This window comes from Streptomyces apocyni (genome assembly GCF_009739465.1).
Classification (GTDB): Bacteria; Actinomycetota; Actinomycetes; order Streptomycetales; family Streptomycetaceae; genus Streptomyces; species Streptomyces apocyni.
On record NZ_WHOM01000051.1, the window covers coordinates 105,333 to 128,296 of the forward strand.

The following is a 22,964-nucleotide window of genomic DNA, read 5'->3' on the forward strand; positions in this document are numbered from 1 at the left end:
GGTCAGCCCTTCAGTCCGGAGGTGGCCATACCGTCGATCAGGTACCGCTGGAAGGCGAGGAAGAACAGCAGCACGGGCAGCAGGGCGACGAGGGACATGGCGATCATGCCGCCGTAGTCGGCCAGGCCGTCCTGGTCGACAAACATCTTGAGGCCGAGCGCGACGGTGTACTTCTCCGGGTCGTTGAGATAGATCAGTGGGCCGAGGAAGTCGTTCCAGGAGTTGATGAAGGTGAAGATCGCGCTGGTGATCAGTGCGGGCCGGCACAGCGGCAGGGTGATCGACCAGTAGATCCGGGCGTGTCCGCAACCGTCCAGCCGGGCCGCCTCGTCCAGCTCCTTGGGGAGGTTCCGCATGAACTGCATCATCAGGAAGACGAAGAAGGCCTCGATGGCGAGGTATTTGCCCAGCAGCAAGGGGGTGTTGGTGTTGATCACTCCCATCTTCTGGAACAGCACGTACTGCGGGATGAGCAGGACGTGGTAGGGCAGCAGCAGGGTGCCGATCATCAGCGCGAAGAGCAGGTTGCGGCCCGCGAACCTGATGCGCGCGAACGCGTACGCGGCGAGGGAGCAGGACAGCAGGATGCCGATCACCGAACCGACCGCCAGGACGGTCGAGTTGACGAAGAAGGTGGAGATCGGGATGTCCGCGATGCCGTCGGCGAGGCGGCGGTAGTTGTCGGTGACCGGTTTGCTCGGCAGGAGCTCCAGGCTGCCGACGATCTCGTTGCCCGGCTTGAACGAGCCTCCGAGCACCCACAGTACGGGGTAGAGGACGACCGCGAGGACGGCGAGCGAACCGATGTGCCAGGCGAGCGAACCGGCCCCGCGCCGGCGGGCGCCTGCCGCCGCGGCCTTGGTCGACGCACTCATCGGGCGGCCTCCTCGTAGTGCACCCAGCGCCGCTGGGACCAGAACAGCACCGCCGTCACCAGGCCGATCGCGAGCAGCAGCATCCAGGCCATCGCTGAGGCGAGGCCCATCCGGCTGTTCTCGAAGCCCTGGATGTAGAGGTAGCAGGTGTAGACGAGCGAACCGTCCGCGGGACCGCAGGCGTTGCCGCCCGCTCCCCCGCCGACGATGTACGCCGAGGCGAAGATCTGGAAGGAATGAATGGTTTCAAGGAGTACGTTGAAGAACAGCACGGGGGAAATCATCGGCAAGGTGATGTTCCAGAACCGCCGCCAGGGCCCGGCGCCGTCCACCTCGGCGGCCTCGTACAGTTCGCGTGGAACCTGCTTGAGACCGGCGAGGAAGATCACCATGGGTGCGCCGAACTGCCAGACGGTGAGCGCCACCAGGGCGTACAGAATCCAGTGCGGGTCTCCGATCCAGCCGCCCACGTCCATGCCGAGCGCGCTCTGCGCCCGGTCCACCACCGCGTCGTCCGAGAAGATCGCCTTCCATACGATGGCCACGGACACGCTCGCGCCGATCAGCGAGGGCGCGTAGAACGCGGCCCGGTAGAAGGCCTGGCCGCGGCGCTGCTGGGCGAGCAGCAGGGCCACGCCGAGTGCGAGGGCCAGCTTGAGGGGCGTGCCGATGACGACGTACCACAGGGTCACCGACACCGACTTTCGCCAGCGTGGGTCGGCGAACATCTCCTGGAAGTTGGCGAGTCCGACCCACCGTGGGGCGTCGAAGAGGTTGTAGTCGGTGAAGGCGAAGTAGAGCGAGGCAATCATCGGGCCCGCGGTGAGCAGCAGGAAACCGGCGATCCAGGGGGACAGGAAGAGATATCCAGCGAGGTTCTCGCGGCGGGCCCGCCGCTTCACGGCGGCATGGCCCGGGGCTACCGGTGGGCCGTGCCGCGGCGAAGCGGCCGCCGCGTGCGCGCCGTCCTGCGCGGGGGCGTGGGTCACGGTCGTTCCCATCAGTGGCGGAACGCCGTCTTCGCCTCGGTGAAGAACTGTTTCACCGCTTCGTCCACCGACCGGGTGCCCAGGCCCAGTTCCTCGGCGATCCGCAGGAAGGCGGACTCGCAGATGTCCGCGCCCTCCGGGTGCGGGGTGATGGGTTCGAGGACGCCCGCGTCGACGAGTGACTGCTCGTAGGCTGCTATCTCCTGGTTGACCGGGTCGCTGGGCTGGTACGCCTCGTACTGCTCGGTCGTGGCGTGCACCCCGCGGTCGTACTCCATGATCTTGCCGACCTCGGGGTCGTGCACCATGAAGTCGATGAACTGGGCGACTTCCTTGGGGTGCTTGGTCTTGCGGGAGGCGCTGAGCATCAGCGAGCCGAGGTACTGGCCGGTCTTCTTGCCGTCGGTGGTCGGGATCGGCGCGAGGCCGTACTCGCTCTTGCCCTCGTCGGTGTAGCGGTTGGTGAAGTTGTCCCAGGTGAACTCCCCGGCGGCGAGTTCGGCCGTGACCGCGGACTTGGGCTTGGCCTGGACGACCTTCTTCGTGTCCGCGACCAGACCGGACTTGATGCTCTTGTCGGCCTTGGTCCACCACTGGGTCAGATCGGCCTCGGTGAAGCCGAGTCCCTCCTCGGTGAAGAAGGCCTTTCCCTGCTGGCGCAGGTAGATGTCGTACAGGTACATGATCCCGTACATGCCGCTGTCCCCGGCCCGGTCCGTCTTGTCGCGGATCTTCCCCAGCGCCTCGTCGAGGTCGTCCCAGGTCCAGCCCTGCTCGGGCTTGACGCCCGCCTTGGTGTAGACGGGCTTGTCGATGACCAGGGCCATCGAGTTGCTGCCGACGGGCACGCCGAGGAGCTTTCCGTCGACCTCGCCGAACGTAGCCAGGCCCGCGCGGAAGTTGTCCATGCTCAGGTTTCCGGCCGTGACCTGGTCCTTCAGGTCGAGCAGCACGTTCTTTGCGTCGTACTTGCGCAGGAACCCGATGGCGTTCTGGAAGACATCCGGCGGATTGCCTCCGGAGGCCTGGGTGTTGAACTTCTTCCAGAAGTCGGGGTAGGGCTGGAAGTCCTTCTTGACCTTGATCTTGGGGTACTTCTTCTCGAAGAGCTTGATGCTCTCACTGATCCTCTTGGCACGATCGTCGGAGCCCCACCAGGCGTACCTGATGGTGACTTTCCCGTCCCCCGATCCGCTGCCGCCTCCACACGCGGTGGCCGTCGCCGTGAGACCGAGGGCGGCCACTGAGCCACCCGCGATCCTGAGCAGGCCGCGCCGGTCAACACCGTCAGTCGTTCGCACCGTTCGCCTCTCAACCGCTGATTGAATCGTTTTTAGAAAGCGCTTGCGGGCAAACGTAAGGACCGTGGGTTCGTACGTCAACGGTTCGGGTGGCATCAATCGAGCGCACCACAACGCACAACGGGGACGCCCGCGGGTTGCGGGCGTCCCCGTTGTGGGACGGATGTGGTGCTTGGCTACTGCTACTAGGCGACGACGCCGGACTTCGCGATCTTGATGGCCGCCTTGGTCGCGCCACTGCCGGAGCCCAGGCTCTCGATCTTCTTGACGAGGTCCATGCCCTCGACGACCTCGCCGAAGACGACGTGCTTGCCGTCCAGCCAGTCGGTGACGACGGTGGTGATGAAGAACTGCGAGCCGTTGGTGTTGGGGCCAGCGTTGGCCATCGACAGCAGGCCCGGCTTGGTGTGCTTCAGCTGGAAGTTCTCGTCGGCGAACTTCTCGCCGTAGATGCTCTTGCCGCCGGTGCCGTCACCCCGGGTGAAGTCACCACCCTGGAGCATGAAGTTGGGGATGACCCGGTGGAAACCGGAACCCTCGTAGCCGAAGCCGTGCTCGCCGGTGGCCAGCTCGCGGAAGTTCTGGGCGGTCTTGGGGACCACGTCGTCGTACAGCTTGAAGACGATCCGCCCGGCGGGCTCGTCGTTGATGGTGATGTCGAAAAACACGTCATTGGTCATGGATCTATCCTCACATCTCTTCGCACCAGGAGCACACGCGGCTCCCCCCGGCTCGCCGTGGTGCGTTCACGAGACCGCTGACGGGGCAGGACGGGCCGCGCCCGACCGGGCCAGGACCGCCGCGATGCCCTGGGCGAGATAGGGGATGCGGGGGGCCGCGATTCCGGCGATGTTGACGCGGCCGGACGCGGTGCCGTAGATGGCGAACTGCTCGCGTAGCTCCCGCATCTGCCCGGGAGACAGGGGCAGGGTCGAGAACATGCCCTTCTGCCGGGAGATGGTCTCCGCGTGGACCGTGTGGCCCAGGCCGCTGAGGTGGGCGACCAGGTCGGCGCGGTTGGCGGAGATGCGGCCGCGCATGGCGTCGAGTTCGGCGCGCCAGGTGGCCCGTAGCTCCGCGTCCTCAAGGATGGTGGTCACCACCGCGGCGCCGTGCTCCGGCGGCATGGAGTACAGCGTGCGGGCGATGTTCTGGAGCGCGGTCTCCACATGGGTCAGCGTCCGGTGGGACGGGCTGAGGACGATGGCGCAGCCGGTGCGGTCGCTGTAGAGGCCGAAGTTCTTCGAGCAGCTGACGGAGATCAGCATCTCGGGGACGCGGGTCGCCAGCATGCGCGTGGCCCGCAGGTCAGCTTCCAGGCCATCGCCGAGGCCGTGGTACGCGAGATCGATGAAGGGGACCCAGCCGTCGCGTTCGGCGAGGCCGGCCAGTGCCTGCCAGGCGTCGAAGGAGAGGTCGACACCGGAGGGGTTGTGGCAGCAGCCCTGGAGGAGGACCACGTCGTCGCGTTCCGCGCGCTGAAGGTCCTGGAGCATGCCTGCCGGGTCCGAGCGGCCCTCGGCGTCGAGCCAGGTGTATGTCCGTACGGTCAGGCCCGCGGCCTCCAGGATGGGCCGGTGGTTGACGTACGCGGGGTCGCTGATCCAGACCGTCGCGCCGGGCCGGGTCTGGCGTACCAGGTCGGCGAGCAGGCGCAGCGCGCCGGTGCCCGCGACGGTCTGGACCGCGGCGGCCCGGTCGGTGAGTCCCGTGACCCCCAGGACCGACGAGACCATCGCCTGGTTGAAGGCGAGGTTGCCGGACAGTCCCCGGTACTCCTTGGACACGGATCGCTCCGCGAGGCGTATCTCGGCTTCCCGGACGGCCGCCATGACGGGGGTGGCGCCGGTGTGGTCGCGGTAGACGCCGACGACGAGGTTCAGGCGGTCGGGGCGGGTGTCGGTGGCGTACGCGGCTGCCAGGTCCCACAGGGGATCGGCGGGCGGAACGGGCAGGAGCTCAAGCATCGGCGGGAACCTTGGGTCGGGGGCGTCGGTTGGAGAGCACGACGCCGGTGGTGATCAGGGGGACGCCCACCAGGACGGCGAGCGTGGGTGACTCACCCAGCAGCGGGATGGCGAGGAGGACGACGGCGACCGGGCTGAGACTGCCCACGACGGAACTGCGCTCCGCGCCCAGCCTGCGGATCGCGAACGCGTAGAGCAGTCCGGCGCACAGGCCGACACCCAGTCCCTGCACGACGAGGAACAGGGCGATGTCACTGGCCGCCGCGTGCGCGATGCCGGTGGGCAGTACGCCGGTCAGGACCAGCAGCGTGATCACGGCGAACGAGGGCAGGCAGAGGAGACCGATCGACCCGACGGGGTCGAGGTCCACCTCCTTGAGTCCGACCGTGTACAGGGCCCACAGGCCGCTGGCGAGCAGGAGTACGGCGCAGCCGAGCAGGACGTCGCTGTCCAGTGCGACGGTGTAGCGCCAGACCAGGGCGAGCACGCCGACGGCGATCAGGACGAGCCCGGCCGCCTGTGTGCCGCGCGGGGCTCCGCGTCCGCTCGCGACCATCAGCGCGGACACGAAGAGCGGGACCATGCCCGGTATGAGCGAGCCCACGAACGCGGCGGAGGTGAGCGAGCCGCCGTACATGGCGGCCAGGAAGAACGGCACCCCGGCACCGCAAATGATCTTTGCCGCGGGGCCGGGCCGTACGGCGGCGAGCCGCCCGCGTCGTCGCCACAGTGCGGGCGCCAGGATGACCAGAGGGGTGCCGAACCGCAGGAGCGCGGCGTCGGCGGGCAGCAGGGTGGAGGCGCTGAGCGCGCGGGCGCTCAGCGCGAATCCGGCCCAGATCGCCACGGTGAGGCCCAGCGCCGCCAAGGCCACCGTGTTCGGGGCGATCGGGGTGCGGGTCGCCCCGGAGGGCCCTGCGGCCTGGGGCCCGGAGGGGTCCGGAGTCTCGTGGACCGTTGAGGGCGGCGGTGCCCCCATGGTGTTCGTCGCGACCAACGCGCTCTTCCTCCAGCCTCTGGCCCTCTGGCCTGTCCCCGGGTGCGGGAAGCGGCCGCGCCGCGTCCCGGCTGGTTAGCCGGTCCCGCCCGTGCGCAACGCTAGGCCAATGGCTGAGGCAGATGATTGCTAGTTCTGCCCCGCACGACTACGTTCGGGGCAGAATCTGCCAAGGAAGCGAGAAGTGACGATGGACTCTGTCGATCTGGGGATCATCCGTGAGTTGCAGGGGGACGGACGGCTGTCCAACCAGGACCTCGCCGACCGGGTACGCCTGTCTCCCTCGCCCTGCCTGCGGCGGGTACGCCGCCTGGAGCAGGCGGGGCTCATCCGCGGCTATACGGCCATGGTCGACCAGGTGGCGTTCGGGCTCCCCATCACCGTTTTCGTACGCATCCGCCTGGACCGCCACACCGCGGAGGCGGTCAATGTCTTCGAGGAGCATGTCGGCCTCATCGAACACATTCAGGACTGCTATCTGATGGCCGGGAGCAGCGACTATCTGCTCCGGGTCGTGATCGAGAGCCTTGAGGCGTACGAGGTCCTGGTGCGGACCCGGATTCACGCGATTCCGGGCATCTCCTCGATCGAGTCCAGTTTCGCGTTCGGCAGCGTCAAGCAGTCCAGGACCTACCCTCGGCCCACGCCGCCGCGTGACCGGCGGTAACCAGCTACCCAAGATCCCAACGGCTGGACCCCTGGTGTTCGTCCGGCGCGCTCCCCCGTACACTCGCCCAGGCTCTGCCCAGAAGCTGATCACTGACTGTCACGATTGGAAACAGGAAACCCACCGTGAGTATGACCCACGCCGAAGCCCCGATCTACGACGGCCTCATCGAGGAACGTGGCGACGTTCCCGCCTCGGTCCGCGAGACAGCCGAGGAGACGCTGCGCAGCCTGGAGGCGGACTTCGACTTCAGCGGACTGCGCGCTTCCGCCTCGTAGGCCGCTGCCCCTCCCCCGCCTTCCCCGCCTAGCCGAAGAGCTGGGGGACTACTTCTTGTCGCCCAGGCCGTCGATGAGGCCCTTCGCCTTCTCGACGCCGGTGTCGATCTTGTCGCTGTGCTTGCCACCGGTCTTGCTGTCGACGATGTCGGCGGCCTTGTCCAGGCCCTTGCCGACCGTCTCACCGTGCTCGGCGGCCAGTTCGCTCGCCTTGTCCTTGAGCCCCTTCAGGTTCTTCAAGTTGTCGAACATGCCCACGCGGTACTCCTTCGTTTTCCTCGGCCACGTACCGCGTCATTATCGTCTACGGCCTGTGTGGGCGCCGTAATCGCCGGAGTGTCAGCCGGGGAGCCCCCGTGCACCCCGTCTACGGTGCGGACATGGGGCGCAGTGACGGAGCAGCGGGCTCGCGGCCGGGTCAGCGGGTGGGATGGCGGCATCCGTGGACGTACGGGGGCTGTCTCATGGCCGCTATGGCGGCGGGGTACTTCCTACTGCCCCTGCACTTCCTCGGCCCGTCTCGGCCCGTCCTCAGCTGGACGGTGTTCGGCTGTGCCCTCGCGCTGATCGCCATCCTTCTGGTGCGGCAGATCCGCGACGTCCTGGTGGACCTGCCTGGCACCCGTCCGGGCCTGGTGATCCCCGTGTTGATGTGCCTGGCCGTCCTGGTCTTCGCGGCGGGTTACGTCAGCCTCGCCCGGCACCCAGGCGAGTTCACGGGCCTGGAGACCCGAGTCGACGCGCTGTACTTCACCGTGGTCACGCTGGCCACGATCGGCTTCGGGGACATCACCCCCCAGGGACAGACCGCGCGTCTGGTCACCCTGCTACAGGTCCTGTACAGCTTCGTCTTCCTGACCGCTGCTGCGACGGCGCTGAGTCGCCGGGTGCACCGGCAGCTCGGGCAACACCTGGGGCGTGACGTACGTAACGGACCTGCCGGACGTGACAAGTCCTAGGTCCTGTCTCGCGGGTGCTATTCCTGGTACTGCGTCAGGTCGATGCCGTATAGCGCGAGGTCGTGGCCGAGGACCGGGTGCTGTGCGGTGCCTTCCGGCCGCATGCCGAGTTTGTCGAGTACGTTCACGGAGGCGCTGTCGCCCGTCCGGCATACGGCGACGACGCGGTCCAGGCCCCGGTCCTGCAAGGCGAACTCCAGGGTGGCGTGTGCCGCTTCGGAGGCGTACCCCTGCCCCCAGAACACCCGCCCGAGCCGCCAGCTGATCGCCACCTGACCGGCGACCTCGGCCGGAGCGTCGGCAAGGGACAGGCCGACGGCGCCCGCCAGCTCACCGGAGCCCAGGAGCTCGACCGCGAACATCCCGTACCCTTCCTCGTCCCACTCCTCCTCCCACGCCTCGATGTCCTCGGCGGTCTGGTCAAGGGAGCGCGGCCTGCCGTCGCCGATGCCCCGCATCACCACCGGATCGGCGTGGATCTCGGACAGGGGGACAAGGTCGTCGTCCAGCCATCGGCGCAGGACAAGACGGGGGGTGCGGATCTCGGTCATGGGCCCATCCTGCCGATGCGACGGCGTGAACGCGAACCGCGGTGCCACGTCCCGCCGACGCCCTGCGCCCTGAGCGCTGTGTGCTGTGTCCTGTGCCTAGGCCCGGAAGTTCTGGGGGCGTTCGGGGGATGCCGCGGCCAGGGCCTTGGCTACCTCTTCGGTGCCTGCCCGCAGGCCGTAGACCGGGGTGTCGGGCTGCTGGCGCCAGGAGTCGTCGATGCCGCCCGCGTCGACCGTGTCGAAGCCCATCGCGTCGATGAGGTCGCGGACGGTCTTCTTGGCCGCGGCGTCATCTCCGGCCACGGGCAGGGCGATGCGCTCGGGGTCGCCGTGGGGGCGGGGCTTGTCGACGATGTCGTCGGCGTAGGTGCCGTTGAACGCCTTGATGACCGGGTGGCCGAGGTGCTGCTCGGTCCAGCGGCTTTCGGGCATCCCGTCCTCGATGGCGTCGATCCGGCCGTCGCGCTCCTTCGGGTAGTAGTTGTTGGTGTCGATCACGACGACGTCGTCGGCGGCCGCGTCCAGGAGTCCGGAAGGCAGGTCGGGGACGTTCTTGAGCGGGACGGTGACCACGACGAGTTCGGCGCCGCGTACCGCTTCGGCCGCGGTGACGGCGGTGGCTCCGGTCTCGTCGGCGAGCGCGGTGAGGGTGTGCGGGCCGCGCGAGTTGGCTACGGACACGTCATGTCCGATGGCGGTGAGGCGTCGGGTGAGATTGCCACCGATATTGCCCGCGCCGATGATGCCGATCTTCATGGTGCCTCCTGTTCGCGCTGCGGCCGGGTGCCGCTGCTGGCTGCAACCGGCTGACCGACGGAGGTATTTCCGGGGCCCCGGTACGAGTGAGGTCACCCCGCGCTGGCACAGTGAGCCGTATGTCTGCTCAGCACACCGATGACGCCCCGCCCGGACTGGACTTCTGGCAGGAGCGCCGCACCTGCTTCCTCGCCACCCCGCGCCCCGACGGCACCCCGCACCTCGTCCCGGTCGGCGTCACCTACGACCCGGAGACGCGCATCGCCCGCGTCATCACGAGCGCGACCAGCAAGAAGGCCCGCAACCTGCGCGCCGCCGCTCCGGGCACCGTCGTCGCCGTCAGCCAGGCCGAGGGACGCCGCTGGTGCACGCTGGAGGGCACCGCCGTCGTCAAGGACGACCCGGAATCCGTAGCCGATGCCGAGCAGCGTTACGCCCAGCGCTACAAGCCGCCGCGCCCCAACCCGGAGCGGGTCGTGATCGAGATCGCGGTCACCCGGGCGATGGGAACGGCGAAGCCGCCCGGGTGGTGAACGGGCCGCGCTGGCGTCGTCAGGAGTGCACCGCTGTCAGGCGTCAGGAGTGCACCGCTGTCAGGCGGGCGCGCAGCAGCCCTCACCGCGCCAGGCGTCGCGGCCTTCCTTGACCGCGATGGCGGCGATGACCAGCGCGGCGGCCGGGTCGGCCCAGGACCAGCCCAGCGTGAGGTTGGCCAGCAGGCCCGCCAGGAGCACCGCGGAGAGGTACGCGCACAGCAGGGTCTGCCGGGAGTCCGCGACGGCGGAGGCCGACCCCAGTGCGCGACCGGCGCGGCGCTGGGCGGTGGACAGGAGCGGCATGATCGCCAGCGAGAGGGCGGCGAGTACGACGCCGGGGATCGAGTGGTCGGGGGCGTGGGCGCCGGTCAGGGCGCGTACGGAGTCGACTGTGACGTAGAGCGCCAGGGCGAAGAAGGAGACGGCGGTGATCCGCAGCGCGCGCTTCTCCCGGGCCTCGCGCACGGCGTGCTCGCGGGCGGAGAACTGCCAGGCGACGGCGGCGGCGGAGAGCACCTCGACGACGGAGTCGAGTCCGAAGCCGATCAGCGCCGAGGAGGAGGCGATGGCGCCCGCGGTGAGGGCGACGACCGCCTCGATGACGTTGTAGGCGATGGTCAGGGCGACCAGCAGGCGTATCCGCCGGGTCAGCGAGTCCCGGCGGGCCACGGTGAGGCCCAGGGGCGACGGCGCGGTCATTCAGCAGCAGCCCTTCTGCGCGGCGTCGGCACAGGTGCGGTCCGCCTCGACGGCGACGACCGCCGTGCGCAGGCTGTCCAGGGCGTCCGCGAAACGTGCGTCGGCGAGTTCATACCGGGTGCGCCGCCCGTCGGGCACGGCGACGACCAGGCCACAGTCGCGCAGGCACGCCAGGTGGTTCGAAAGCCGGGTACGGGAGATCTCCAGCGCGTCGGCGAGATCGGCCGGGTAGGCCGGGGCCTCGCGCAGGGCGAGCAGGACGCGGCAGCGGATGGGGTCGGCGAGCGCGCGGCCGAACCGCGCGAGCACCTCGATGTCAGCGGCGAGAGTCAGCATGCCTTAAGAGTACATCGATTCCTGAATTCAGGAACTCATGGATTCACCGCGTGCCACGGATGTGTGTCACCTGCCTGCGCCATTCGGCTGACCGGTCCACGGCCCCGGATGCGGCACAGGGCCGTATGGCGTGTCCTCACCTCTATGACCTTGTTTCGCAGGCAGCTCTACCGGATAACCACGACCGCGATGGGGACGGCGTTCGTGCTGACCGCCACCCAGGGCGCGGTCGCCGAACCCACCAGCACCTGGGCCAGCCCCATCGCCGCCCGCCTCAAGATCACCTCGCCGTACGGCGGTCGGCACACGGGCGTGGACTTCGCCGTACCCACCGGGACCCCGGTGCGGTCCGTGGGTCCCGGCAGGGTGGTGCTCGCCAGTTGGTCCGGTAACTACGGCAAGGCCGTGACCATCCGTATGACGGACGGCCGGTACACCCTCTACACCCATCTGTCGCGGATCTCCGTCCGGGTCGGCCAGCGGGTCCGCGCCCAGAAGCGCGTCGGATACAGCGGCGCCACGGGCCGGGTGACCGGCCCGCATCTGCATTTCGAGGTGCGCGCCCGGCGCGGATACGGCTCCGACATCAACCCGTTGCGCTACCTGGCCCGGCACGGTGTGCGCCTGTCGCTCCGCGCGATCCCGCACGACCACCTGCCGTCAGCGGACCCGTCACCAGAGCCCTTCGCTGAACCGTCAGCAGAGCTCGGTGAGTTCGGCTCCGATTGTCTTCCAGAGGAGCTCCGGATGAGAGTGGAGGAAGAAGTGGTCACCGGGCACGACGTGGAGGGTGAACGGCGCACTGGTGTGCCGGGCCCAGGCGGCAACGTCCGAGACGGCGAACAGGTGGTCGTCCGCGCCCGCGAAGGCCGCGACGGGACAGCTGAGTGACGGCGCCTGGCGGTTCCCGTAGGTGGCCGCGATCCGCAGATCGGCTCTGATGATCGGGAGCGCCAGCTCCATGAAGGCGTCGCTCTCCAGCAGTTCGCGCGGTGTGCCGCCCATCTCGCCCACCACCTCCCGGAACTCCGCGTCGGGCAGGAAGGCCGCTGACGTCTTGGGGGGCGCTGACCCCGGGGAGCGGAACGCGGCCACCGTCAGTGAAACGGGCGGCGACCCGGCGGCTTCGAGCCGGAGTGCCGCCTCGTACGCCAGGAGTGACCCGAAGCTATACCCGAACAGCGCGAACGGCAGATCGCTCCGCGCTCGCACGGCGGCCACCACATCGTCGACCAGCGGCTCAAGCCCCTCGGAGAGCGGCTCGCGGAACCGGCTGCCACGGCCGGGCAGTTCGAGGGGGCACACCTCGACGAAGTCGGGGAGTTCCCGCTGCCAGCCCTGGTACAGCCGTGCGGAACCACCCGCGTAGGGAAGGCAGAAGAGCCGGATGCGCGGATGGTCCGTGGCGTTGATGTGGTTCATCTCGTTCATCTGGTGCGTGTGCGTGTGCGTGTGGTTCGTGTGGTTCGCGTGGTTCATGCTTGGCTTCCTGGGGTACGGCGGTGCCCGGTCCGGCCGCGTACGCGGGACGGTCGCACCGGGGCGGCCGGGGCAGCCGAGGCTTCGGCGCCTTCGACCGCTGTGATGTCGTCGGCGAGGCGGCGGACCGTCGGGCTGTCGAACAGGGCGGTCAGCGGGAAGGCGCGGCCGAGCTCCGTCTGCAGGACGCGGTGCAGGCGGACCATGGTCACCGAGTCCACACCGAGGTCGAAGAGGTGGTCGTCCACGGTGATGGTGCCGAGCTGGAGTTCGGTGCGGAGGACGGTGAGGATGGTCGCCTCGGCTTCGGTGCGGGCGCCGCCGTCGGCGGGCGTGTCGGTATCGGCGTCGCCGTGTGCCCTTGCCGAGGCCGCCGCTGCCTGTTCGGCCAGAGTGCGCAGGGCCTCGCGGTCCAGCTTGCCCCGGGCCGTCAGCGGCAGCCGCTCCACTTCGGTGAAGGTGGCCGGAACGAGATAGCTGGGCAGTGCGGCGGCCAGCCGCTGGCGGAGCAGTTCGGCCAGGGAGTCCGGGGTGGCCTCTTCGGGAGTGGACGCGCCGGGCAGCACGGCCTGGTCGGCGGCCAGGGTGCCGCCGAGCAGGCCGTGCAGCAGCTCGCTGTCCTCGTCCAGGGCCAGCGCCTGGCGCAGCTCGTCAGTGACCCGGATGACGCCCACCTGGCAGAGCCCGATCCCGCAGGCGGGCCCGGCGTCATCCAGGAGCTGAGTCATCAGGCCCGTCTCCAGCAGACAGAAGTCGCGCGCCCGCGTCCCGTACATCGGCTCGATGGCGGCCCGCCGCGCGACGAAGAAGACGGAGAAAGCGGCGCCCTCGAACATCGCCTGGTTGTCCGGGACATGGAGCGCGGTGTCCAGGCGCGCGCCGTCCAGCACCGCGACCAGCCGGTGCTGGAGGGGGTCGTAGTAGTACGTGCCGCCGTCGAGGCCGTCGACCCTTCCGGGGGCGATGTGGAGGTAGGTCTGTACGGGGTACAGACCCCCGGCCGAGGCGTAGCCGCGGGCGGGGGCGGCTCCCGAATGCTCGCCGCTGTACGCCCGAAGGGGCTCCAGGAGCCGGGCGAGCGCGGTGAGGGGCACGGGCTGTGTGCCGTAGGTCCGGCGGCTGGCGCGGGTGGGCGCCGTGGGCGCGGTGGCGGGGAGTGGGTGGACGGCGCCCGCGAGGTCCTTCCGCAGGCCCAGGCGGCGCGCGGTGAAGGCGAGCCGTTCGAGGGGGTCGGTGAGTACGTCGCCGAAGACCTCCCGGTAGCCACGGTCGTCGCCCGCCTCGGCGGGCCTCGCTTCGGCGGGCCTCGCTTCGGGGACCACGATGGCGGCCAGACGGCGGCCCTGGCGTGGGCCGCCGATGACCGTGACCGCTGCCGCGCGGACCTCGTCCTGGCGCAGCAAGGCCGCCTCGATCTCGCCGAGTTCGACGCGATGGCCGCGGATCTTCACCTGGAAGTCCTCGCGGCCGATGATCTCGATCTCGCCGTGCGGCAGCCACCGGCCGAGGTCTCCGGTGCGGTAGAGCCGCCGCCCATCGCGCGGGTGCGTGACGAAGGACGCGGCGGTGCGCTCGGGGTCCTGCCAGTAGCCGTCGGCCAGTGAGCTGCCGCCGACGCAGATCTCGCCGGTGACGCCTACGGGACAGGGTTCCAGGCGGTCGTTGAGTACCTCCATGGTCTGGTTGCGCAGGGCCGTGCCGTACGGGATCGAGGCACGGTGTGCGTCGGTGTCGGTGACGGTGTGGGCCACCGACCAGATTCCGGCCTCGGTGGCCCCGCCCGCGGCGGTGATCCGGGCATCGGGCGCGGCGGCGCGGACCCGGCCTGGCAGGTCGACGGGTATCCAGTCGCCGGAGAGCCAGACCTCCCTGAGGTCCGCGAGGGCAGGGTGCGTGGCGTGGCCGGTACTGAGGTGTTCGATGAGCATCTGCAGCAGGGCGGGTACCGAGTTCCACAGGGTGACGCGGTGCTCGGCCATGAGTTCCAGCCAGCGGGCCGGGTCAGGCGCGGCGCCTGGTTCCGGGAGCACCAGGGCGCCTCCGCTGCCGAGTACGGCGAAGATGTCGGCGACGGAGAGGTCGAAGCCGAGGGCGGAGAGGCCCAGGACACGGTCGTCGGGGGTGAGGGCGCAGCGGCTGGTGAAGTCGGCGAGCGTGTTGAGCGCCGCTTGGTGGGAGACGGCGACGCCCTTCGGCGTACCGGTGGAGCCCGAGGTGTAGAGCACGTAGGCGAGGTCGGCGGGCTGCTGTACGGGGAGCAGCGGCGCGGCATCGGTGAGGGCGTCGGTGTCAGTGTCGGTGTTGGTGTCGGGCGCTGCCTCGTCGACGGCGAGCGCCGTGACGCCGGTGGGCCAGCCGCTCCGCGCGGCGCCTGCGGCCGTGAGGACCAGTGCCGCGCCGGAGTGCTGGAGCATCCAGTCCTGCCGTGCCGCTGGCAGTCCTGGGTCGAGCGGCAGATAGGCGGCGCCGGACAGGTGGACGGCGAGGACCGCGGCGATCTGGTCGACGCCCTTGTCCAGGGCTATGGCGACGAGTTGCCCCGGCCGGGCTCCGAGGTCGCGCAGGCGCCGGGCGAGGTGGCGGGCCCGCTGGAGGAGGTCTCCGTAGCCGATGCCGCCGCCTGGGGTGATGACGGCCGTACGGTCTGGGTGTGCGACGGCCTGCTCGACGAACCCGGTGTGCAGCAGCCCGTCGGGGTGGTCACCCGCGGTGTCGTTGGCCCGGTCGATGAGCTGGCGCTGGGTGGCGGGGAGTACGTCGACGCCCTGCGGGCCCCACGCGGCCTCGTCGCGCGCGAGCGCTCGCAGGAGGCGGCCGTAGGCGGCGAACATCTCGTCCAGGACGGCGGGGTGGAAGGCCGATTCGATCGCGTCCCACTTGTAGGTGAGGGCGCCGCGGTCCTCGTAGACCTGGTGATCCAGTTGGACCTGTGGGGTCTGGGACACCGCGTACACCGTCTCGCCCAGCCAGTTGGCGCCCACCTCGCCCTGGGTGAACTCCTGGTCGCGGCCCTGCTCGCGCGCGCTGGCGAAGACGGTGGCGGAGTAGGCCGCGGCGGGCAGGCCGCGCTCGCGGGTGATCTCCCGGACGACCTCGACGCCGCTGAAGAAGCGGTGGTCCAGGTCCTGCCACAGCTGGCGCTGGATGCGATCGGCGAGCGCGGTGAGGCCGCCGCCAGGGCGCAGGTCGACCTCCAGGAGCGTCACGGAGGTGAAGTCGCCGATGATCTGGTCGATGTCCGGGTGCAGCGGGTGTCGGTTGAACAGGGGGACGTTGAGGGTGAAGTGGCCGGTGCGGCTCCAGGTGCCCAGTACGGTCGCGTAGGCGGCGAGCTGCACGGCCGACGGGGTGAGCCCACGGGCCGCCGCCCACTTCTTGAGCCGCGCCCAGTCCGGCGCGTCCAGCCGGTCCTCGCGGCGCTTGCGCGGCTGGGCCGACCCGGTGGGCCCGGTGGCGGGGGTCTCGGTGGTGGTGGGCCCTGGGGTGGGCGGCGGCAGTTGGGGGTTCGGGGGCAGCGTGTCGATCCGGTTGAGCCAGTACGCCCGGGACTTGGCGTAGGCGGCGGTGTCGGTGAGTCGCTGGGTGGCGAGCACGTAGTCGCGGAACGACACCTGGAGCGCGGGCAGTTCGGCGTCCGGGTCGGCGTAGAGGTCGCCGAGTTCCAGGAAGAACAGCCGGATGCTGGCCACGTCGGCGACCAGGAGGTCGATGCCGACGTGGACGCGGGCTCTGGCGCCTTCGATCCAGGTGACGCGGAGGTCGAACATCGGCCAGGCGTCCAGGGGGAGCACCTGGTGGCTGAGCCGGTCACGGAGGTCGGTGAGGTGCGCCTCAAGGCGGGCGGGGTCGGCGCCGCGCAGATCGTATTCGGGGAGCGGAACCTCGCCGGGATCGGGAAGTACGCGCTGAGTGCCGTCGCTGGAGACCACGGCCTGGAGCATCTCGTGCCGCCGCACCAGCGCGTTCAGAGCCTGTCGCAGCCGTGCCGGGTCCAGCTCGGGGCAGTCGTACTCGGTGTAGAGGTGCACCGAGGTGCCGCCGTGCTCGTACGCGGTGCCGCGGCCGACGAGGTAGGCGTGCTGGATGTCGGTGAGGGGGAAGGGCTCGTGGCGGCGGGCCGGGTCCGTGGTGAGCGCGGGCCAGGCGATGTCCGGGACGGCCCGCGCCGCTTCGGTGTCGGCGTCGTCGCTCGCGCTCGTGCTGTCGAGCCCGGACAGCAGGAGATTCGCCACGTCGGCGATCCCGCCGCGCAGGAATCCGGCCATCGGGAGGGCGACTTGGAAGTCCCGGGCGAGGCCGTACCGGAGTTCGACTGTACGCAGCGACTCCAGGCCGAGGCTGACCAGGGGGCGGTCGGCGGGCACGGCGTCGGCCGCCGTGCCCAGGAGCTCGGCGATGCGCCGGGTGACCTCGGCGGTCAGGACCTGGCCGCGGAGTTCGGCGGGGAGGGCCAGGACCATGTCGCGGAGCGGGGCGGCGGCCTGGGGGGTGGAGGTCATGACGGCGGGGCGTGCTGGCGCGGTCGGGGTGCTGGTGGCCGTGGAGTGCAGCACGGTGAGGTTGTCGTCCAGCCAGGCCTGCCGACAGGCGGTACGGCGGATCTTGCCGCTGCCGGTCATCGGCAGGTCGGCTGGCCGTACGAACACCACCGCGTGCGGTTCGGCCTCCTGTTCCGCCGCGACGGCGGCGCGGACCTGTGCGCCCAGCGTGGCGAGGTCCAGGTCGTCGGCAGGCTCGACGGTCTGGACGAGGATCAGTCGCTCGCCGTCGTCCGCGTCGACGGAGAAGGCCGCTGCCGGGGCAGCGGCCAGTGCCGGGTGGGAGCGTCGGGCCGCGGCCTCGACGTCCTGGGGGTGGATGTTGCGCCCCCGGATGATGATCAGCTCCTTGAGGCGGCCGCATACGACGATCTCCTCGCCGTGGCGGAAGGCGAGGTCTCCTGAGCGCAGGAACGGGCCCTGGCCGTCCGCCAGTTGCCCGGCGAAGGCTTCCTCGCTCTGCTCGGGGCGCCGCCAGTAGCCCTGGTTGACGACCCTGCCGCTGATCCAGATCTCGCCGACCTCGCCGGGTCCGCACTCGATGCGGGTCGCCGGGTCGACGATGAGCATCCGCACCCGTGGGTGCGGCACACCGCAGCCGACCAACTCGACGGTGCGGGCGGGCGTGCCGAGCTCGGCCGGCCCACCCGCGGTGACCTTGCCCTGTTCCAGGTCGGCGGCGTCCACCGTGAGGACCAGCGGGTCGGGGCCACGGCGCCCGCTGATGCCGAGGGTGACCTCGGTGAGTCCGTACCCGGGAAACCATGCCTCGCGGCGGAAGCCGTGCGGTGCGAAGGCGCGGGTGAACGCCTCGATGGTCTGGTGCTGGACGCGCTCGGCGGCGTTGAACGCGCTGTGCCAGCCGCTGAGGTCGAGCCCGGCCCGCTGCTCGGGGGTGACCCGCTCCACGCAGCGGTCGTAGGCGAAGTTGGGCCCGCAGCTGAACACCGGTCCCGGGGCATCGGATATCGCCTTCAGCCAGCGCAGCGGCTCGGCGATGAAGTCGTCGGGGGTCAGCAGGGTGCAGCGGCCGCCGATGAACTGCGACAGCAGAACCGTCCCGGCGATTCCCAGCGCGTGGTAGACCGGCATCCAGGTGACCACGTCGGCACCGTCGGGGAGTTCGGCCAGATCACGGAAGACCGTCAGCTGCTCCAACAGGGCCTGGTGCGAGACCATGACACCCTTGGGGTCTCCGGTCGAGCCGGAGGTGTACTGCATCAGCGCGAGGTCGGCGCCGTCGATGCGGGGCGGCACCCACAGGTCCGCGGAGCCGCTGCCTGTGCCGCTCCCGTCAAGGGTGTCGATCTCGATCCAGGCCGCCGTCGGGGCACCCGCGTCGGTCCACGTCCCGTGCAGCTCCGCCGCTCGGTCCCGATGGGTGATCACGGCCGCGACGTCGGCGTCTTTCCCGATTCCGACAAACCGCCCCGCGAGCCCGGCACTTGCCTCAGCGACGGGGGGCGCACAGGCGACCGCGCAGGCCCCCGCGTACAGACAGCCCCACAGGCCCACGACGAAATCCGGGCCGGGCCGCATCAGCAGCAGGACCCGCCCGCCGCCCGCGCCCCGCGCCCGCAGGGCGGACGCCACCGCGCGGGCCCTGGTGTCGAGTTGGCCCCGAGTCAGCCGGGTGGCGGGCAGCTCGTCGCCGGTGCGCTCGTCATAGGAGAGAAAGGTGAAGGCCGTTGCCTCCGGCTCTCGCCCCACCCACCCTCGCAGGACGTCGAGCAGGCCGGGTGCGGTCAGCGGGGCGTCGTACGGAGCGTGTGGGGTCATGTCCTGTCATCCCATCTCGAACGGCCGGAAATCACACCTCGGTACAGCAGCTCCCACCGCCGTCAGCGCACGCCCTATCCGGCGTCACCAGCGCCTTCACACAAGGGCAAAGGCGACCGGCCGGATATCATACGGACCCCTCACCCCCGCCCGAACACCAGTCCCAGTACGTCGAAATCACGCCACCGCAACCGGCCATCGTCCGACCGCGCAGAAGGGGACCACCGCGTGCCCACCGAGCCCCACCAGCTCACCGAGCCACCCGAGCCCGCCGAGCCCGCCGAGCCCGCCGAGCCATCCGAGCCATCCGAGCCGGGGACCTTCGTCACCCCGGAACAGATCATCGACGACCTGTGGGCCCCACGCGCCACCCAGGTCCTGCTGACCGCCGTCGAGTTGGACCTGTTCTCGCATCTCGCCGCCGGAGCCCGCACCGCCGAGCAGACCGCGGCGGCGGCCGGTACGGCCCCTCGCGGCACCCGGCACGTCCTGGACGCGCTCACCGCGCTCGGCTACCTGGAGAAGCGCGACGGCGCCTATGAACTGACCGCCGCGTCCCGCCGCTACCTGGTCCGGGACTCCCCCGCCTACCTCGGCGACATGTGCCAGGAGACGCGCGCCCTGTGGGAGCAGTGGCCCCGCCTGACCGAGGTCGTCCGCACGGGGAAGCCGACAGCCCGCTGGGAGGAGGAGGCCACCGGGCGTGCGCAGTTCCCCGCGCTGGTGTCCGCGTGGTTCCCGCTCAGCTTCGCCGCGGCGCGCGCCGCGGCCGCCGCCCTGCCCGAGGAGACCCGCGCCGGTATCCGCCGCATACTCGACGTGGCGGCCGGCAGCGGCGCCTGGTCGATCGCCTTCGCCCTCGACCTCCCGCGGGCCCAGGTCACCACCATCGACCATCCCGAAGTCACGGCCGTCACCCGCTCGTTCACCGAGCGGTACGGCGTGGCCGACCGCTATCGGCACCTCAGCGGGAATCTCCGTACCACCGAATTCGGCACCGGATACGACCTGATAACCCTCGGCTATATCGTGCACACCGAGGGCCCGCGCTGGGGACCCGAACTCCTCAGGAAGGCGTACGCCGCGCTGCGCCCCGGTGGCACGCTCCTGATCGCCGACATGATCCCCGACGATTCCCGTACGGGTCCGCATATTCCGCTTACCTTCGCCGCCACCGATCTGCTGCTGTTCACGCGGGACGGCGACACCTACACGCTCGGCGAGTACGAGTCCTGGCTCTCCGCCGCCGGATTCCACAGCGTCACCACGCATGACATCCTCGCCCCGTCGCCGCTGATCACGGCTACCAAGTAGAAGAATCTTCAGTCGGCAAAGACACTGGCCAGGACGCGTGTTGTGGCCGCGGTGCGGCGTTGTATACGACGTGGGCAGGCATACCAGCCCGCAGTCTGGATAGCGATGGGCACAGACCTCGCGGCTCCCGAGGCCCGGGGCCAGGCCGCCCCGGGCCGCCGCGGCAAGGGCACGATCCGTCACGACTGAAGGGTTCTTCATCACCGTGCAGCCGGCCCAGGAATTCGGAGACAACCCCGTCGACGTACGGGACACCGGCCACTACACAGAGGAGTATGTTCCCAGCTTCGTGGAGAAGTGGGATTCACTGATCGACTGGGAGAAGCGGGCAGAGAGTGAGGGAAACTTCTTTATCGATCTGCTCCGCAAATGGGGGGTCAAAAGCGTTCTCGACGTCGCTACCGGAACGGGGTTCCACTCGGTGGGGCTGCTGTCCGCGGGATTCGAGACCGTGAGCGCGGATGGCAGCGCGGATATGCTCGCGATGGCCTTCAAGAACGGCATGAAGAAGGGTGACCACATCCTGCGTGTGGTCCAGGCGGACTGGCGCTTCCTCAACCGGGACGTCCACGGCGAGTACGACGCGATCGTCTGCCTCGGCAACTCCTTCACGCACCTGTTCTCCGAGCGCGACCGGCGCAAGGCGCTCGCAGAGTTCTACGCGATGCTCAAGCATGACGGCATCCTCGTCCTGGACCAGCGCAACTACGACGCCATCCTCGACGACGGGTACACCAGCCAGCACACGTACTACTACTGCGGTGAGGACGTCACCGTGGAGCCGGAGTACGTCGACGAGGGGCTGTGCCGGATGCGGTACAGCTTCCCCGACAACTCCGTGTACCACCTCAACATGTTCCCGCTGCGCAGGGACTACACCCGCAAGCTGATGTCCGACGTGGGCTTCCAGCGCATCCAGACCTACGGCGACTTCCAGCACACCTACCGCGGCGAGCAGCCCGACTTCTTCGTCCACGTCGCGGAGAAGGAGTACCGGCAGAGCGACGACACGTCGGGTCCGTACACCGGCGCGACCAGCACGGCCCGCAGCTACTACAACTCCCCCGACGCCGACACCTTCTACGCCGCCGTCTGGGGCGGCGAGGACATCCACATCGGCCTGTACGAGCACCCGGCCGAGCCCATCGTCGACGCCAGCCGCCGCACCGTCGAGCGAATGGCCGCCAGGCTGGGGCTCACCAAGGACTCGGTGGTACTCGACCTCGGGTCGGGGTACGGGGGCTCGGCGCGCTACCTCACCGAGACGTACGGCTGCCGGGTCCTGGCGCTCAACCTCAGCGAGGTGGAGAACCAGCGCCACCGGGAACTCAACGCGGCCCGCGGTCTCAGCGACCGGATCGAGGTCGTGGACGGCTCCTTCGAGAGCATCCCCTACCCGGACGGGCAGGTCGATGTCGTCTGGTCGCAGGACGCCTTCCTGCACAGCGGTGACCGTTCCCGGGTGCTGAAGGAGGCCTCCCGGGTGCTGCGCCCCGGTGGCCAGCTGATCTTCACCGATCCGATGGCGACCGACGACTGCCCCAGCGGGGTGCTGCGGCCCATCCTGGACCGTATCCACCTGGACACCATGGGCTCGCCCGGCTTCTACACCCACGAGTTGGCCCTGCTCGGGTTCACCCCGGTCGGGGACGGCTTCGACGAACACCGCGAGCAGTTGGTCAGCCACTACACGCGGGTCCTGGAGGAGACCGAGCGGCAGGAGGCCGAGGGGCTCGCCCGGCAGGTCAGCCATGACTACCTCAGCCAGATGAAGAAGGGCCTGGGCCACTGGGTCGAGGGCGGCGATCGCGGCCACCTCACCTGGGGCATCTTCCACTACACGCGCACGGCGGCCCGGCCGTAATCCATTCCGGACCCATTCCGGGGGCGGGCGGAACCCGCCCCCGGAGCGCGGCGCCCGAGCGCGACGCCGGTCAGTGGGAGGCGGTAACCTGCAGGTCAGCCAGGCCTGCCGGTGTCAGTGCCGGTCCTGGACCTCGGACATCCGGCATCGGACATCCGGCATCAGGCATCAGGCATCCGCTATCGGACGTCGGCACGTTCGCGATTCGGCTTGGAGGAACGGGTGGCGCTGCAGCGCATCACGACCCGCAACGCCCGTTTCCAGCAGTGGCAGGCCCTGCTCGGCAACCGCAACAAGCGGCAGCGGGCCCGGGAGTTCCTGGTCCAGGGCGTACGGCCGATCACGCTCGCGGCCGAGCATGGCTGGCCGATCCACGCCCTGCTCTACGACGCGGACCGCCCGCTGTCCCGGTGGGCCGAGGAGCTGCTGCGCGCGACGAGCGCCGACCGGGTCGCCATGGCTCCGGCGCTGCTGGCCGAGCTCAGTGAGAAGACAGACGGCGCCCCGGAGGTACTGGCGGTCGTGGAGATGCCGCCGGACGACCTGGACCGGATCGGCGTACACGAGGCGTTCCTGGGAGTCGTGTTCGACCGCCCCACCAGCCCGGGAAACATCGGCACGCTGATCCGTTCGGCCGACTCCTTCGGCGCCGACGGCCTCATCGTCACCGGACACGCCGCCGACGTGTACGACCCCAAGGCGGTCCGCGCCTCGACCGGGTCACTGTTCGCGCTGCCGACCGTCCGCAGCCAATCGCAGCACGACGTCGTCGCGTGGCTGGAGCGGGAGCGGGCCCAGGGGCGCGGGGTGACCCTCGTGGGGACGGACGAGCACGGCGACGCCGAGCTGGCGGACTTCGACCTGACCCAACCCGTACTGCTGCTGATCGGCAACGAGACCGCCGGACTCAGCCACGCCTGGCGCGACCTGTGTGACCACACCGTGAGCATCCCGATGACCGGCAGCGCCAGCTCACTCAACGCGGCCAGCGCCGCCACGGTGGTGCTCTACGAGGCGGCCCGCCAACGCCGGTCCGCGAGCACGCTCTGACGGAGCTCGGCCCCCACTGGCCGAGGTCC

At 69.9% G+C, this 22,964-nt stretch carries 20 protein-coding genes and 1 pseudogene; 8 read left to right on the forward strand and 13 right to left on the reverse strand.

The window, feature by feature from the left end; all coding sequences use genetic code 11:
• Positions 1-2 precede the first annotated feature (2 nt).
• The 6 genes from GCN81_RS13520 to GCN81_RS13545 all read right to left on the reverse strand — a co-directional run bounded on the left by GCN81_RS13520 (position 3) and on the right by GCN81_RS13545 (position 6,129).
• Positions 3-875 (reverse strand): carbohydrate ABC transporter permease, encoded by an 873-nt coding sequence (locus GCN81_RS13520; RefSeq protein WP_156724819.1) that lies wholly within the window; start codon positions 873-875, stop codon positions 3-5.
• Positions 872-1,876 carry a carbohydrate ABC transporter permease gene (locus tag GCN81_RS13525; RefSeq protein ID WP_197287622.1) on the reverse strand — a complete coding sequence of 335 codons (1,005 nt, stop codon included), beginning with the start codon at positions 1,874-1,876 and terminating at the stop codon, positions 872-874. Before GCN81_RS13525 ends, GCN81_RS13520 begins: the two co-directional genes overlap by 4 nt.
• Positions 1,876-3,165: an ABC transporter substrate-binding protein gene (locus GCN81_RS13530; protein WP_231626699.1), complete on the reverse strand. Its 1,290-nt coding sequence runs from the start codon at positions 3,163-3,165 to the stop codon at positions 1,876-1,878. The genes GCN81_RS13525 and GCN81_RS13530 overlap by 1 nt, the downstream gene beginning before the upstream one ends.
• Before the next feature lie 185 nt (positions 3,166-3,350).
• Complete coding sequence (locus tag GCN81_RS13535; RefSeq protein WP_156724822.1) at positions 3,351-3,845, reverse strand: peptidylprolyl isomerase; 495 nt, start codon at positions 3,843-3,845, stop codon at positions 3,351-3,353.
• 66 nt (positions 3,846-3,911) lie between these two features.
• On the reverse strand, positions 3,912-5,132 hold the full coding sequence (locus tag GCN81_RS13540; RefSeq protein ID WP_156724823.1) for an amino acid aminotransferase: 1,221 nt from the start codon (positions 5,130-5,132) through the stop codon (positions 3,912-3,914).
• Positions 5,125-6,129 carry a DMT family transporter gene (locus tag GCN81_RS13545; RefSeq protein WP_231626700.1) on the reverse strand — a complete coding sequence of 335 codons (1,005 nt, stop codon included), beginning with the start codon at positions 6,127-6,129 and terminating at the stop codon, positions 5,125-5,127. The genes GCN81_RS13540 and GCN81_RS13545 overlap by 8 nt, the downstream gene beginning before the upstream one ends.
• 190 nt (positions 6,130-6,319) lie before the next feature.
• On the opposite strand from GCN81_RS13545, the gene GCN81_RS13550 reads away from it, so the two are divergent.
• A complete protein-coding gene (locus tag GCN81_RS13550; RefSeq protein ID WP_156724956.1) occupies positions 6,320-6,796 on the forward strand; it encodes an Lrp/AsnC family transcriptional regulator in 477 nt (158 codons plus the stop codon).
• A gap of 125 nt (positions 6,797-6,921) precedes the next feature.
• Entirely contained in the window at positions 6,922-7,074 is a 153-nt protein-coding gene (locus tag GCN81_RS13555; RefSeq protein WP_156724824.1) for a hypothetical protein, read from the forward strand.
• A 48-nt stretch (positions 7,075-7,122) separates the two neighbouring features.
• Here the strand turns inward: GCN81_RS13555 and GCN81_RS13560 are convergent, their stop codons facing one another.
• On the reverse strand, positions 7,123-7,326 hold the full coding sequence (locus tag GCN81_RS13560; protein WP_156724825.1) for an antitoxin: 204 nt from the start codon (positions 7,324-7,326) through the stop codon (positions 7,123-7,125).
• 212 nt (positions 7,327-7,538) lie between these two features.
• On the opposite strand from GCN81_RS13560, the gene GCN81_RS13565 reads away from it, so the two are divergent.
• Positions 7,539-8,033, forward strand: a complete 495-nt coding sequence (locus tag GCN81_RS13565) for a potassium channel family protein (protein WP_197287623.1) — start codon at positions 7,539-7,541, stop codon at positions 8,031-8,033.
• A gap of 17 nt (positions 8,034-8,050) precedes the next feature.
• Here the strand turns inward: GCN81_RS13565 and GCN81_RS13570 are convergent, their stop codons facing one another.
• Positions 8,051-8,584, reverse strand: a complete 534-nt coding sequence (locus tag GCN81_RS13570) for a GNAT family N-acetyltransferase (RefSeq protein WP_156724827.1) — start codon at positions 8,582-8,584, stop codon at positions 8,051-8,053.
• Between the two features lie 96 nt (positions 8,585-8,680).
• On the reverse strand, positions 8,681-9,340 hold the full coding sequence (locus GCN81_RS13575; RefSeq protein ID WP_156724828.1) for an NADPH-dependent F420 reductase: 660 nt from the start codon (positions 9,338-9,340) through the stop codon (positions 8,681-8,683).
• A gap of 119 nt (positions 9,341-9,459) precedes the next feature.
• On the opposite strand from GCN81_RS13575, the gene GCN81_RS13580 reads away from it, so the two are divergent.
• A complete protein-coding gene (locus GCN81_RS13580; RefSeq protein ID WP_156724829.1) occupies positions 9,460-9,873 on the forward strand; it encodes a PPOX class F420-dependent oxidoreductase in 414 nt (137 codons plus the stop codon).
• 60 nt (positions 9,874-9,933) lie between these two features.
• Here the strand turns inward: GCN81_RS13580 and GCN81_RS13585 are convergent, their stop codons facing one another.
• Both GCN81_RS13585 and GCN81_RS13590 read right to left on the reverse strand, forming a co-directional pair.
• The gene (locus GCN81_RS13585) at positions 9,934-10,575 is read right to left on the reverse strand and encodes a cation transporter (RefSeq protein ID WP_156724830.1); all 642 of its coding nucleotides are present in this window, start codon (positions 10,573-10,575) and stop codon (positions 9,934-9,936) included.
• A complete protein-coding gene (locus GCN81_RS13590) occupies positions 10,576-10,911 on the reverse strand; it encodes an ArsR/SmtB family transcription factor (protein ID WP_156724831.1) in 336 nt (111 codons plus the stop codon).
• Between the two features lie 189 nt (positions 10,912-11,100).
• On the opposite strand from GCN81_RS13590, the pseudogene GCN81_RS13595 reads away from it, so the two are divergent.
• Positions 11,101-11,475: pseudogene (locus tag GCN81_RS13595) on the forward strand (M23 family metallopeptidase); the annotation flags it as partial.
• Positions 11,476-11,607: 132 nt separating this feature from the next.
• On the opposite strand, the gene GCN81_RS13600 reads toward GCN81_RS13595, so the two are convergent.
• Positions 11,608-12,390, reverse strand: coding sequence for a thioesterase II family protein (locus GCN81_RS13600; RefSeq protein ID WP_156724832.1), 783 nt, complete (start codon positions 12,388-12,390; stop codon positions 11,608-11,610).
• Positions 12,387-18,707, reverse strand: a complete 6,321-nt coding sequence (locus tag GCN81_RS13605; RefSeq protein WP_156724833.1) for a non-ribosomal peptide synthetase — start codon at positions 18,705-18,707, stop codon at positions 12,387-12,389. The genes GCN81_RS13600 and GCN81_RS13605 overlap by 4 nt, the downstream gene beginning before the upstream one ends.
• A 228-nt stretch (positions 18,708-18,935) precedes the next feature.
• Between GCN81_RS13605 and GCN81_RS13610 the strand changes: the two genes are divergently transcribed.
• The 3 genes from GCN81_RS13610 (at position 18,936) to GCN81_RS13620 (ending at position 22,935) form a co-directional block, all read left to right on the forward strand.
• Complete coding sequence (locus tag GCN81_RS13610) at positions 18,936-20,021, forward strand: methyltransferase (RefSeq protein ID WP_197287624.1); 1,086 nt, start codon at positions 18,936-18,938, stop codon at positions 20,019-20,021.
• 205 nt (positions 20,022-20,226) lie between these two features.
• On the forward strand, positions 20,227-21,885 hold the full coding sequence (locus tag GCN81_RS13615) for a glycine/sarcosine N-methyltransferase (protein WP_156724835.1): 1,659 nt from the start codon (positions 20,227-20,229) through the stop codon (positions 21,883-21,885).
• 222 nt (positions 21,886-22,107) lie between these two features.
• Positions 22,108-22,935, forward strand: a complete 828-nt coding sequence (locus tag GCN81_RS13620; RefSeq protein ID WP_156724836.1) for a TrmH family RNA methyltransferase — start codon at positions 22,108-22,110, stop codon at positions 22,933-22,935.
• The last annotated feature ends 29 nt before the right edge of the window (positions 22,936-22,964 follow it).